Origin of the sequence: Psychroserpens jangbogonensis, assembly GCF_000797465.1 — a bacterium.
Classification (GTDB): Bacteria; Bacteroidota; Bacteroidia; order Flavobacteriales; family Flavobacteriaceae; genus Psychroserpens; species Psychroserpens jangbogonensis.
The window spans coordinates 1-13,660 of sequence record NZ_JSWG01000012.1 but is presented as its reverse complement, the minus strand read 5'-3'; the positions used below and the strand labels follow the sequence as shown (position 1 = coordinate 13,660).

Annotated in this window: 11 protein-coding genes; 6 read left to right on the top strand and 5 right to left on the bottom strand. The window is 33.2% G+C overall.

All coding sequences use genetic code 11. From position 1 onward, the window contains the following. The first annotated feature begins 99 nt into the window (after positions 1–99). The 4 genes from RH81_RS12115 (at position 100) to secDF (ending at position 5,896) form a co-directional block, all read left to right on the top strand. Positions 100–837: a hypothetical protein gene (locus RH81_RS12115; RefSeq protein WP_033960679.1), complete on the top strand. Its 738-nt coding sequence runs from the start codon at positions 100–102 to the stop codon at positions 835–837. A 237-nt stretch (positions 838–1,074) separates the two neighbouring features. Continuing rightward, positions 1,075–2,001: a malate dehydrogenase gene (locus RH81_RS12110; RefSeq protein ID WP_033960677.1), complete on the top strand. Its 927-nt coding sequence runs from the start codon at positions 1,075–1,077 to the stop codon at positions 1,999–2,001. Between the two features lie 67 nt (positions 2,002–2,068). After that, positions 2,069–2,707, top strand: coding sequence for a hypothetical protein (locus RH81_RS12105; RefSeq protein ID WP_033960676.1), 639 nt, complete (start codon positions 2,069–2,071; stop codon positions 2,705–2,707). 219 nt (positions 2,708–2,926) lie between these two features. Beyond that, positions 2,927–5,896 carry a protein translocase subunit SecDF gene (secDF, locus tag RH81_RS12100; protein WP_033960674.1) on the top strand — a complete coding sequence of 990 codons (2,970 nt, stop codon included), beginning with the start codon at positions 2,927–2,929 and terminating at the stop codon, positions 5,894–5,896. Between the two features lie 70 nt (positions 5,897–5,966). Here the strand turns inward: secDF and RH81_RS12095 are convergent, their stop codons facing one another. The 5 genes from RH81_RS12095 to folE form a co-directional block, all read right to left on the bottom strand. Continuing rightward, a complete protein-coding gene (locus RH81_RS12095) occupies positions 5,967–6,470 on the bottom strand; it encodes a DUF192 domain-containing protein (protein ID WP_033960672.1) in 504 nt (167 codons plus the stop codon). Between the two features lie 2 nt (positions 6,471–6,472). Next, positions 6,473–7,396: a prolipoprotein diacylglyceryl transferase gene (gene lgt / locus RH81_RS12090; protein ID WP_033960670.1), complete on the bottom strand. Its 924-nt coding sequence runs from the start codon at positions 7,394–7,396 to the stop codon at positions 6,473–6,475. Between the two features lie 308 nt (positions 7,397–7,704). Beyond that, positions 7,705–7,941 carry a membrane protein insertion efficiency factor YidD gene (yidD, locus tag RH81_RS12085; RefSeq protein WP_033960669.1) on the bottom strand — a complete coding sequence of 79 codons (237 nt, stop codon included), beginning with the start codon at positions 7,939–7,941 and terminating at the stop codon, positions 7,705–7,707. A gap of 44 nt (positions 7,942–7,985) precedes the next feature. After that, entirely contained in the window at positions 7,986–9,467 is a 1,482-nt protein-coding gene (gene cysS / locus RH81_RS12080; RefSeq protein ID WP_033960667.1) for a cysteine--tRNA ligase, read from the bottom strand. A 26-nt stretch (positions 9,468–9,493) separates the two neighbouring features. Continuing rightward, a complete protein-coding gene (folE, locus tag RH81_RS12075) occupies positions 9,494–10,171 on the bottom strand; it encodes a GTP cyclohydrolase I FolE (protein ID WP_033960666.1) in 678 nt (225 codons plus the stop codon). A 302-nt stretch (positions 10,172–10,473) separates the two neighbouring features. Here folE and RH81_RS12070 point away from each other — a divergent pair, with 302 nt between their 5' ends. Both RH81_RS12070 and RH81_RS12065 read left to right on the top strand, forming a co-directional pair. Beyond that, positions 10,474–10,950, top strand: a complete 477-nt coding sequence (locus RH81_RS12070; protein WP_033960664.1) for an RNA-binding protein — start codon at positions 10,474–10,476, stop codon at positions 10,948–10,950. Between the two features lie 10 nt (positions 10,951–10,960). Beyond that, positions 10,961–13,660 (top strand): PKD domain-containing protein (locus tag RH81_RS12065; protein ID WP_152604833.1); only part of this gene is annotated, 2,700 nt, incomplete at its 3' end.

Here is a 13,660-nt window from a genome sequence, read left to right as displayed (position 1 = left end):
ACTTAAATCACTGTAAGAATTATCTGTATATTTTATTCGTTTACAGCGATTTAATCTGTATCATTGGCTACTATTAACTAATAAGAAAAATAAAATAATATGAAATTAAGATTTTTAAGCGCATTTTTAATTGCCACAGTATGCATTGGTAATGCTCAAGACAAAAAGGTTGATATGCTTATGTTTGAGCCTGTTTTTAATAGCTACTCTCCTAATGTAGTTTCAACCGTTATTTTAGAAAACGGAAACGTTATTAAAGGTTTTAGAGACGATGTTGATAGAAAAAAAGGACAGATTTATTATGTAAAACTTAAAGACAGTATTACGGGTAAAAAGAGTGAATTTAATGCAACAGAAATTAAAGAAATGTATTTGTTTCCTGGAGGATTTGAGAAATTCACAAAAACAACAAGTCATATATTTGACGCTCGTCAATGGGAAAATCAAGACTTACAATCTGATTTAATAGATAAGGGGTTTATCTTTTTTAAAAAGCAGACGGTCTCTTTAAAAAACAAAAAAGATGAAAGAGAACTACTGATGCAGTTAATTAATGCCAAGTTTAGTTCTTTTATTGAAGTTTATGGAGATCCTATGGCGAAAAAAACTACAGGCCTCGGTATTGGTGGTTTTAATGTTGCTGGTGGTTTGGCTAAGTCCTATTACTTCAAAAAAGGAGATGATATCTTTTGGTTAGAAAAGAAAAATTTAAAAGACTATTACGATAGCTTGTTTGGAGATAATGCTGATTTCATGGCGAAATACCCTAAAAAGGGAGTCAAATGGAAAATGCTAGGTGAATATGTATTTATGTATACCAAAATGAGTATCAAATAAATTTAAGATATTAAGCAGTTATAAAAGAGCTACCAGATTTTGGTAGCTCTTTCTGTTGGTGCAACTTTGATTTCTATTTTAGACCCTTAAGGTTTTCATTTCAAACTGAATAAACAATAAATACCATTAGAAAATCAGAAAGAATTATCTATTTACTTTCTTCCTTAAGACTAGAATAATTCGTAATTTTGCACACTCAAATAACAACACAATTTTAAAATATTAAAAAATAAGAATATGAAAGTAACAGTAGTTGGTGCAGGAGCAGTTGGAGCAAGTTGTGCAGAATATATTGCAATTAAAAACTTTGCTTCAGAAGTCGTGATATTAGACATTAAAGAAGGATATGCTGAAGGGAAAGCAATGGACTTAATGCAATGTGCCTCATTAAACGGATTTGATACTAAAATTACAGGTAGTACTAGTGATTATTCAAAAACATCAAATAGTGATATTTGTGTGATTACTTCTGGTATTCCTCGTAAACCAGGAATGACTCGTGAAGAACTTATTGGTATTAATGCTGGTATAGTTAAAACGGTGTCTTCTAGTTTGGTTGCACATTCACCAAATACTATCATAATTGTTGTTAGTAATCCAATGGATACGATGACATATTTAGTTCACAAAACTACTGATTTACCAAAACATAGAATTATTGGTATGGGTGGCGCTTTAGATTCTGCTCGTTTCAAATATAGATTGGCTGAAGCTTTAGACGCTCCTATTAGCGATATTGACGGAATGGTTATAGGTGGACATAGTGATAAAGGAATGGTGCCTTTAACATCTCATGCTACTAGAAACAGTATTAACGTATCTGAGTTTATTTCAGAAGACCGTTTAAACCAGGTAAAAGAAGATACTAAAGTAGGTGGTGCTACATTAACAAAGTTATTAGGAACTTCTGCATGGTATGCTCCAGGAGCTGCAGTAAGCGGATTAGTTCAAGCTATTGCTTGTGATCAGAAGAAAATGTTCCCATGTTCTACATTATTAGAAGGTGAGTATGGTTTAAATGACCTTTGTATTGGTGTTCCAGTAATTCTTGGAAGAAACGGTATTGAAAGTATTGTTGATGTACCATTAAGTGATGCTGAAAAAGCACATATGATTGAAAGTGCAGAAGGTGTAAAGAAAACTAACGGATTATTAGAACTATAATTCATATAACATACATTGAAATAAAGACTGTAGAAATACAGTCTTTATTTTTTTATATATTTGGCTCATGAATAAAAGATGGTACATTAGTGCTTTAGTCATAATTCTAGCCTTATTAGGTGGTATAGCTTCTCATGAGCAGAACATTACACCTAATCAAGAAATAGTATTACAGTTTACCAGCGAAACTGTTACAAGTGACGAAGCGCAAAATGCTATTGCGACTGTAAAACAACAGTTGCAAACAGTTGGTGTACATGATGTTCAGGTGTCTCAAAATGAAAGTGGTCAGTTAAAAATCACCTATTTCAGTACTACTGATATTGTAAGTATAAAGAAGATACTTTCAAAAGAACAGACATTCGAATTAAACGATTCTGGAGCGGATAATAATAACATCCCTTTTGAAATCCCTTCTAAAGAAAGCTCTGTTGCCTATAATCTTGATGTATATGAAATCCAAAATGGATCTGATACAGTATTCAACATTTCGGGAAAACTTGGTTTAGAGAATAAAACAGATAATGAACGTCTTTCAAATACTAATCCGTATGCTAATACTAAGGCGGTTGATTTTAATTATCTTGAACAACAAGTAAAAGTTGCCTATAAATTCCATAAATATTCTGGAATTACTATAGATCATAAGTCTAACAAAATCCCAGAGGTTCGAGCAGGACCAATGCTCATGGGATCAATAGTCTAAGCAAAGATTTTCTTATACAGCTTAAGACATCCTTAAAAATTTCGAAATATATTGACTCAAAGTAGTTTATCGCTTTAGTCATTCACTTAAAAGATAGCCATATGTGTTTAATCGAAAAGCTATCACAATTACGCATATAATCATTGAAAATAATTGTCAAATCGGGAGTAAAGTATATATTTGCTCGTTTTAAAAATTTGACCTAAAAAAATTAAAGTAATGCAAAACAAAGGATTAGTAAAGCTTTTTGCACTGTTATTTGGATTGGTAAGTATTTACCAATTATCATTTACATTCAAAGCTAACCAAGTTGAAAAAGAGGCAAAAATCTATGCCGAAAGTAAATTTCAAGATAGTGAAGCAATCAGCGAAGCTGAAGTTCGCTATTTAGATTCTCTTTCAAGTAAAGAAGTATTTGATATAGGAGTTGCAAACTTCACATTTAAAGAAGTAAAAGAAAAATCGATGAATCTTGGTCTTGACCTTAAAGGTGGACTTAATGTGATTTTAGAGATTTCAGTAAAAGATATCTTAAGTGGTCTCGCAAACAAAAGTAAAGATCCAGCTTTTAATAAAGCTTTAGCTGATGCTGAAGAACTTCAGAAAGATGCGCAGGAATCTTACTTAGAATCGTTTTACCAAGCATGGGATGCAACCAAAGGAGATCAAAAATTAGCCTCTCCAGATATATTTGCTAACAGAAGTTTAGATGATGTGATAAACATCAATATGACTGATGATGAAGTGAAAGCTAAAATTGAAGAAAAAGTAGATGAGTCTATCGTTTCTGCTTTCGAAGTATTACGTAAACGTATTGACCAGTTTGGTGTGACATCTCCAAACATTCAACGTTTAGGTAACTCAGGTCGTGTATTAGTTGAGCTTCCAGGTGTTAAGGATGTAAAACGTGCAACAGAGTTAATTACAACTACTGCACAATTACAATTCTGGGATGTTGATAATGGTCAAGCCATTGGAAACTTCTTCGTAGCATCAAATGAAACACTTAAAAAAGTTTTAGGACTTGATGAAAAAGAAGAAGCTGCTGAAACACAAGATTCAACTTCTGTAGATAGCACAATTGATGACTTATTAGGTGATACATCAACTGATTCGACAACTGTTGCTCAAGTAAATCCATTATTTGATATGATGGGACCTCCACGTTCTGGTGGAATGATTGGAATTAAATTAGAAGATAAAGAGAAATTACAGTCTTATCTTGAAATGCCTCAAGTAAGAGCTAACCTTCCTGCAGATGCAAGAAATATTAGATTCGCTTTTGGTTTACCTTCTTTAGATGTTGACACTGGAGTTGAGTATGTAGATTTATATACTTTAAAAGGAAATAGAGCTGATGAGCCAGAACTAAGTGGAGCAGTAATTACTGATGCACGTCAATCATATAGTGTAACGAATAAGCCATCTGTTACAATGCAGATGAATGCTAAAGGAGCTAAAGTATGGGAAGAGATTACTGGTAGAGCATTTACTAATAAATCTCAGATTGCGATTGTATTAGATGATATTGTATATTCTGCACCAACAGCATCAAATGGAGCTATTTCTGGTGGAAATACTGAAATCTCTGGAAACTTCTCAGTGAATGAAGCTGTCGATTTAGCAAACGTTTTAAGAGCAGGTAAGTTACCAGCTTCTGCAGATATCGTTCAAGCGGATCAAGTTGGTCCTTCGTTAGGAAAAGAAGCTATTGAGAGTGGTACAAAGTCATTCTTAATTGCATTGTCTTTAGTCTTACTATGGATGATTATGTACTATGGTAAAGCTGGTATTTTTGCTGATATCGCCTTAATGCTGAACATCTTATTAATCTTTGGTGTGCTTTCTGGATTAGGAGCTGTATTAACACTTCCTGGTTTAGCTGGTATCGTTTTAACAATTGGTATGTCTGTGGATGCAAACGTGCTTATTTTTGAACGTATACGTGAAGAAATAGGAAAAGGTAAAGGAATGAAAGAAGCTGTTAAAGATGGTTTTGCAAATGCCTTATCTTCAATTTTAGATGCTAACATTACAACAGGTTTAACAGCTTTAATATTATTTGTATTTGGTACAGGTCCTATTAAAGGTTTCGCTACCACTTTACTTATTGGTATCGTAACATCATTGTTTACAGCAATATTTATTACACGTTTATTAGTTGATTGGTATGTGAACAGCGGAAAGAATTTAGATTTCTCTACGTCTATTACTAAGAACTTATTCAAGAATATAAATATCAAATTTATCTCTAAGCGTAAAGTTGCTTATGTAATTTCTAGTATTTTAATTGTAGTGAGTTTGGTGTCTTTATTTACTAACAAACTAGATCAAGGTATTGATTTTGTCGGAGGAAGAACCTATCAAGTACGATTTGATAAAGCTGTAAGTTCTGAAGATGTTGCAAAAGATTTAACTGCCGTATTTGGAAGTGCTGAAGTGAAAACTATTGGTTCTGCTAATCAATTAAAGATTTCAACGAAGTATAAAGTAGATGAAAATTCAGCTGAAGCAGATGAAGAAATTCAAACCATGTTATTTAATGGATTACAGTCTTACTTGCCAGCAGATATTTCTTATACTGAATTCTCTGAAGCTACAAATGGAGTAGGTAAAGTATTATCAAGTAAAGTAAGTCCAACAATTGCCGATGATATCAAAAAAGAATCATTCTGGGCAGTTTTAGGGTCTTTAGTTGTGGTATTCCTTTACATCTTATTCAGATTTAAAAGATGGCAATTCTCAATTGGTGCAGTTGTAGCTGTATTCCATGATGTGATAATTGTATTGGGTATTTTCTCTTTACTTTATAAGTTCATGCCATTTAGTATGGAGATTGATCAAGCCTTCATTGCAGCGATCTTAACAGTAATTGGTTACTCTTTAAATGATACAGTTGTTGTATTTGATAGAATTAGAGAAGTGATTGCTGAAAGAGCAGGATTTAAAGGTGGAACTAATATTAACTCTGCAATCAACAGTACATTAAGTAGAACATTAAATACATCGTTAACAACATTAGTGGTGTTAATAGCAATGTTTACTTTTGGTGCAGATTCGCTAAGAGGGTTATTATTTGCATTAATCATAGGTGTTGTTGTTGGTACATATTCGTCTGTGTTTATTGCTACACCAATTATGTATGATACATTAAATGATAAAGGTGAAGCTCCTAAAGAAGAGGAATAATTCATTAGTCTTTATAAAAACAAAAAGCCATTCAATTTGAATGGCTTTTTTGTTTTTAGATTATAAAGGTTTAGTTGTATGTGAATTCAATAGTATCTCCTTTTTCTAAGCTCCAAGTTTCACTTAAGCCAGCATTGACCTCTAATACATATTTTGCAGGTGCATCAGATGGTAAAGAGGTTTCGTCCATTGGTTTGGCATTTTTCTGAATGCTTACAATTTGTTTCTCTTCTGAAATATATATAATGTCTAATGAGATTTCAGTGTTCTTCATATAGAAACTTCTAAATTCAGAATCTGGAAAGATAAATAACATGCCTTGACTGTCTTGCATGCTTTTACGATACATCAATCCCGTTTGGGTTGAATAGTCATCATCAGCAATTTCAATATCAAGAGTTGCGATAATAGAATCTGAAGTCGCTTTTCTAATCTTAATTTCTCCTTCTTTTTTAAAAAGAATAGTAGCTTGTTTTACTGTAGTATTTTGCTCATTTCCTTTACAAGCAATACTAGAGAAACACAAAACACCAATTGTAGAAATAGCGAATAGTTTAAGCCATTGACGTTTCATAACTAGCTCAATTTCTGTTTCGCTTTATAAACAAACATGAAATATAATCCTATTAAAACAAAAGGAATACTTAATAACTGCCCTGTATTTAAAAGCCAATCTGCTCGTTCAATATTTTGAGGTTCCTTTACATATTCTACAAAGAAACGAACGGTCCAGAGTAGGACTAAAAACAAACCAAATAAAAAGCCTTGTTGCTCACTTTTATTCGTTTTCCAATAGATATACATCAATATTAAAAATACAAATACATAACTAAACGCCTCATACAATTGAGCAGGATGTCTAAATGGTACTTTTTCTAATAGCTCAGCGTATTTAGGATCACTACCTAAAGCTGTATAGGCATCTTTAACGTCTTTAATACCTGTGATTTTTACAACATCGTACTTATTGTAGGTGTCTTGAATAAATTGTATTCCAAAAGAAGAATCGGTGGCTTTACCTATAATTTCAGAATTGATAAAATTTCCTAACCGCACAAATACGGCACCTAACGAAACTGGAACTACAACACGATCGAGAACCCAAAGCACACTTTTCTTGATTACTTTTTTGTTGTACAAATACATAGATAAAATCATACCTATGGCAGCTCCATGACTTGCCAAGCCTTGAAAGCCTGTAAATTCAATACCTCCTTTAAATTTGAATGGAAGAAAAATGCTAAAGAAATCATCATTGATTAATTCAGGCTGATAAAAAATAACATGGCCTAAACGTGCACCTAGCATAATACCAATAACGGAGTAGATAAATAGAGAATCTAGAGCTTCATTAGATTGCTTTTCGTTTTTGAAAATACGTTTAATAATAAAGAAGCCTAATAGAAAGGCCGTTATCCACATTAAACTGTAGAAATGAAGTGTATAAAATCCTAAATCAATTCCTTTAGAAGGGTTCCAGACGATATCTAAAGCGTACATATGTTTTGTTTTGTGTTGGGTAAAGATAATATTTATGCTCGAATGGCAGTAAACCTTAAGATAGTTTTAATCTTCTTTCTCAGGTACAGGGTCGTAACCACTTTTTCCCCAAGGCGACGGAACGAAAAAGAAAATGTACAGTGTACATTTTTAGTGAACGTGCGAGCTTGCGTGTTGATGTTTTTTTTAGTTGTCATCTTTCTCAGGAACAGGATCGTAACCGCTTTTTCCCTAAGGCGACGGAACGAAAAAGAAAATGTACAGTGTACATTTTTAGTGAACGTGCGAGCTTGCGTGTTGATGTTTTTTTAGTTGTCATCCTTCTCAGGAACAGGATCGTAACCGCTTTTCCCCCAAGGATGACAACTAAAAATCCTGATTATTGCTAATTTCCCGCCTTTTAACAATCCATGCTTTTCAAGTGCTTCTTTACTGTAGTGAGAACACGTAGGCTCAAACCTACAAGATGCTGGCGTTAATGGTGAAATTAACATTTGGTAGACTTTAATAAGAAATAAAAAAGGAGCAATGAGTATTTTTTTCATAACTATTGCGTGACAGTAAATAAAATTATATGTCCATTATGGTCTTAGTTGGTCGAAAATGTCGTTCCATCCTTTCCATCATTTAACTGAATCCCTTTAGCAGCTAATTCATCACGAATTTTATCAGAAAGGGCAAAATCTTTATTTGCTCTAGCATCCTGTCGTAATTGAATTAATAAATCAACAGCTCCTGAAAGTTTATCAGTTCCACTATCAGATTTAGAAGCATTTTCCAATCCTAAGACATCAAAGGTAAAGGCATTCATAGTTTGTGTTAATACTTCTAAATCTTCAGAAGTTAATGATGCATTATTGTCTTTAATTTGATTGATTAATTTTCCGGCTTCAAAAAGATGAGCAATTAAAATGGGTGAATTGAAATCATCGTTCATGGCATCATAACATTTTTGTTTCCATTCGGATACATTAAATGTAGATGTTGTTCCTGCTTTTAAATCGTCTAAACCATTTATAGCATCCATTAATCTGTAGAAGCCTTTTTCACTCGCTAATAATCCATCATCAGTTAAATCTAAAACACTTCTGTACGATGATTGTGCATTAAAAAATCGGATGACGCTTGGTCCATAAGCTTTACTGAAGAATTTGTTGTTTCCAGATAATAATTCATCAGGATTAACTGTGTTTCCAGTTGTTTTAGACATACGTTGTCCATTTAACTGAAGCATATTAGCATGCATCCAATAATTTACTGGAGAGATTCCTTTTGCAGCTTCACTTTGAGCGATTTCACATTCGTGATGCGGGAATTTTAAGTCCATTCCACCACCATGAATATCAAAATTGTCTCCTAAATATTTTGTGCTCATTGCCGTACACTCCAAATGCCATCCTGGAAAACCATCACTCCAAGGAGAAGGCCAACGCATAATGTGTTGAGGTTCGGCTTTTTTCCAAAGAGCAAAATCCTGAGGATTTTTCTTGTCGCTTTGCCCTTCAAGAGCTCTGGTATTATGAATTAAGTCTTCAAGCTTACGTTTGCTTAATTTTCCATAGTCGTTAGACTCATCAAATTTATGTACATCAAAGTAAACAGAACCATTAACTTCATATCCAAAACCGTTATCTATAATGGTTTTGATAAGTTCAATTTGTTCTATAATATGTCCTGTTGCTGTAGGTTCAATACTTGGAGGTAAGAAATTGAGTGTATTTAAAATATTATGAAAATCCACAGTATAACGCTGAACAACTTCCATAGGTTCTATTTGTTCTAAACGTGCTTTTTTAGTGATTTTATCTTCACCTTCATCTGCATCGTTTTCCAAATGTCCAGCATCTGTAATGTTTCTAACGTATCTTACTTTAAAATCGATATGTTTTAAATATCTAAACACCATGTCAAATGACATAAATGTTCTAACATTACCTAAATGTACATTACTGTAAACTGTTGGGCCACAAACATACATGCCAACATAACCCGTTTCAATAGGCTTGAAAACTTCTTTTTTACCGCTTAATGAATTATAAATTTGAATTGTTTGGTCTTGGTATAGTTGCATGCTGAATAATTGTAAGGTCCTTAAAACTAAAACGCTGTATCTAGATTGATGTAGTCTAAAAATTCTCTTTTGGTGTCTTTTTCTTTGAATTTCCCACCAAATTCTGAAGTTACTGTACTACTGTCAATATCTCTAATTCCTCTTGAATTTACGCAAAGGTGCTTAGCATCAATAACGCAAGCGACGTCATCAGTATTAAGAACGTTTTGTAATTCTTTTACAATTTGAATGGTAAGACGCTCCTGTACTTGTGGACGTTTTGCAAAATAATCCACAATACGATTCATTTTAGACAGTCCTACAACAGTTCCGTTTGAAATGTAAGCAACATGTGCTTTTCCCACGATAGGGAGTAAGTGGTGTTCACAAGTTGAATAAACAGTGATATTCTTTTCAACTAGCATTTCACCATATTTATACTTGTTATCAAAAGTTGATGCTTTAGGTTTTCTTTGAGGATCAAGTCCGCCAAAAATCTCATTCACAAACATTTTTGCAACACGATTTGGAGTTCCATTTAAACTATCATCTGTTAAATCAAGTCCTAAGGTTTCCAGAATATGACGAACATCGTCTTTAATGATATCTATTTTTTCGTCATTATTAAGTTTGAAAGCATCATTACGTAATGGTGTTTCAGATGAAGAACCTACATGGTCGTCACCTATTGCTTCAAAATCTTCCAAGTCTTTTTCTATTTTCATTAATTAAATATTTCTGAACATTACTAAACCTTTTTATTAAAATTTAATAGTATTCTTTAATCAAATTTTTGTCAAGCGTTTTTTATAAAATTGCTCAAAATTAAAAATTTCTAAATCAACTTAAAAAGTTGCTTTTAGAGTTTGCAAAGATAAACAATTAAAAAAAGTTAATACATAGGTAGGAGTTTTTTAATCTCAAATGTTATAGTAATGTAAGTATTGGTCGTTAATTGCCAATCAACATTAACAGTATTTTAATTAAAATTTTCTTAAATTTCACGTCTTTTAATCAATAGAAAGCTATGAATACAAAATTCCTCTTGCCTTTGGCATTCATTTTTAGTGTGTTAACGATAAACACGTCGTTTTCCCAAAGTAATCAAAAGCAAAAACCATTAAAACATGTTGTGTATAATGACAATGTTGATGCGCCTCTCACAGCAAATGAGTTAAAGCAAATTACCGAAGTTTATGGAGAACATGCTGAGGAAGATATTTTAAGTAGACCACAGCGATTAAAGGATGTAAAAAATATCCTTAGAAACCGAGTAGAAATAATTATGATTTCTGATAAAGATTTATCAAGTTTTACTAATTTATCTTCGGTTGCACTTTTCAATCATTATAATAAGGCTTTAAATCGCGATACATCTTATAGCGCGAGCACATTTAATCCTTTAAAATATCAATTCAATTTTTATTCAAGAGAAGGTTCAAAAACCTATCGATTTGATAATTCGCCATATTTAGTAATCATCAAATCTCAAAACCCTCAATAATCGTCATATTATGAAAAAAGTAATTACTCTATTATTTATCGCTTTTTCAGTTTTTTCATATGGTCAGGATATTCTGATGCAAGATGGAACTATAAATCAATGTACTGATCGATTTTTTGATTCTGGAGGTGAGTTTGGACCTTATTCCAGTAACGAAGATTTTACGTTAACTATTTGCCCAACAGCTGCTGGAGATGCTATTCAGTTAAGTTTTACGGCTTTTAGTACTCAGTTAAATTCAGATATATTGACTATTTATGATGGACCAGATAATACATTTCCATCTTTTGGTTCGTTTTCTGGAGGAAATAATCCAGGTATTATTGAAGCAACCACACCTTCAGGATGTTTAACAATTGAGTTTGTGTCTAACGGTTCTGGTACAACTACTGGTTGGGAAGCAGATATCGCTTGTTTAACACCTTGTCAATCAATTGTTGCAAATTTAGATAGTACTAATCCAGCTTTTGATGTAAACAATGTTGTCGTTGCAGATGTAAACGAAGTGATTACATTTAATGCGAGTGGAACATTTTCAATAGATGGTACAGGAGCAACTTATACATGGGATTTTGGAGATACAAATATGGGTGCAGGAGCAACAACAACCCATCAATATGCTACAGCTGGTTTGTATACTGTGACTTTAGTCATTACGGATACTAATCCTGCAGGTTGTTCTAGTACAAATATGATAGACTTAACGGCACAAATTGGTGCGTCAGGACCTGGTACTCCATTTGTAGAAGCTGGTGATGATATTATAATTGATTGCGCAGATGATTGTACAGATATTACAGCAGAATTTTTAGAAATTGGAGAAACAAACACATATACAGTATCTGAAATACCTTTTGTGCCACCATTTGCTTTTGAAGGATTAACAAATTCTTTGAATCCAAATCAAGATGACCGTTGGTCTGATGTTGAAAATTTACCTTTTGACTTTTGCTTTTTCACAAATATTGAAACTCAATTCCAAGTTGGTTCTAATGGTGTAATTAGTTTTGATGTTGATGCTGGAGATACAAGTAACGGATGGGCATTTACAGAGAGTTTACCAAATAACACCAATGATACTTTAGGAGAAGCTAATATTTTCACACCTACACATGATATAGATCCATCTGTAGGAAATGCAGAAGAGATTGCATGGGAAATTATTGGAACAGCACCAAATAGAGTGTTAGCGGTATCCTTTTTTGAAGTACCAATGTTTTCATGTAACGATTTAGTGGCTACACACATGGCTGTGTTTTATGAAACGACCAATGTGATAGATATTTATATAAAAGATAAGCCTTTATGTCCAGGTTGGAATAGTGGTAATGCTGCAGTTGGTATTCAAAATGATGCTGGTACAACAGCTTTTGTACCACCTGGAAGAAATACAGGACAATGGCAAACATCAGACGAAGCTTGGCGTTTTACTCCAGCAGGTCCTAGTATAATTGATTTTGCTTGGTTGGATTCTGCAGGAACTGTTATTGGGACAACACCTACATTAAATGTTTGTCCAACAGGTACAACTACTTATACAGCTGAAGTAACTTATACAAATTGTAATGGTGATACAGTAGTAATAACAGACGACGTTACTGTTAGTAAGGATGTACCTTTTACTGTAGATTTAGGTCCAGATCTAGATTTGTGTGAAGGTGATGCAGATGTTGTTCTAGATGCAGATATTGCTTCTGGTACTGCAACTTATCAATGGTTTGAAAACGGGATTCTAATGGCAGGAGAAATAAATCCAACGCTTACTGTCTCTTCACCAAACTCAAATACATTTCTTGTTGAAGTTACTGATCAAAGTTGTACGCTAAGTGAAGAAATAGAGATTACGTTTTTTCCAAATCCATTAATTAATCCTATTTCGGTTTATGAGTTATGCGATGATGCTGTTGTAGATGATTTTACAGAATTTGATTTATCTACTAAAGACGCTGAAGTAATTGGTGCACAAGTCGATGTTACAATATCTTATCACGCTTCACAAGCTGATGCTGATAATGATGCAAATCCGCTTGCTAACTTGTTTACAAATACAGTAAATCCACAAACCATTTTTGTTAGAATTGTAAACACAAATAATCCTAATTGTTTTGTTACTACAACTTTTGAGTTATTAGTAGCTTCTGGAATTGTGTTGACCCAACCTGCAGATATGGTAGTTTGTGATGATATTTCTGGTGATGGTTTTGAATCTTTTGATTTAAATTCTCAAACGGCTACTATTCTTAATGGGCAAATGGATGCTACCCTTACTTATCACCCAACGCAAACCGATGCAGATAACAATGCTAATGCTTTAGTAAGCCCTTACACTAACCTGACTAATCCTCAGACTATATTTGTGAGAGTAGAAAATGATTTTAATACGTTGTGTTTTGAAACTATAACTTTCGATTTAATTGTAAATCCAGGGCCAACTATAATCGTGCCAACACCTTTATCTGTATGTGATGATGATACCGATGGCTTTGCTATGTTTACATTATCTGATGCAAATACTGAGGTGATTAATGGTCAAGCTAATATAGCGGTTACTTATTATGAAACATTGGTTGATGCAAATGCGGCTACAAATGAAATCTTTTCGCCTTACACTAATATTGTTCCAAGTTTACAAACTGTTTTTGTAAGATTGGTTGATACAGTAAATGGATGTTTCAGCACCACGACTTTGGATTTAGAAGTTATAGTAAAT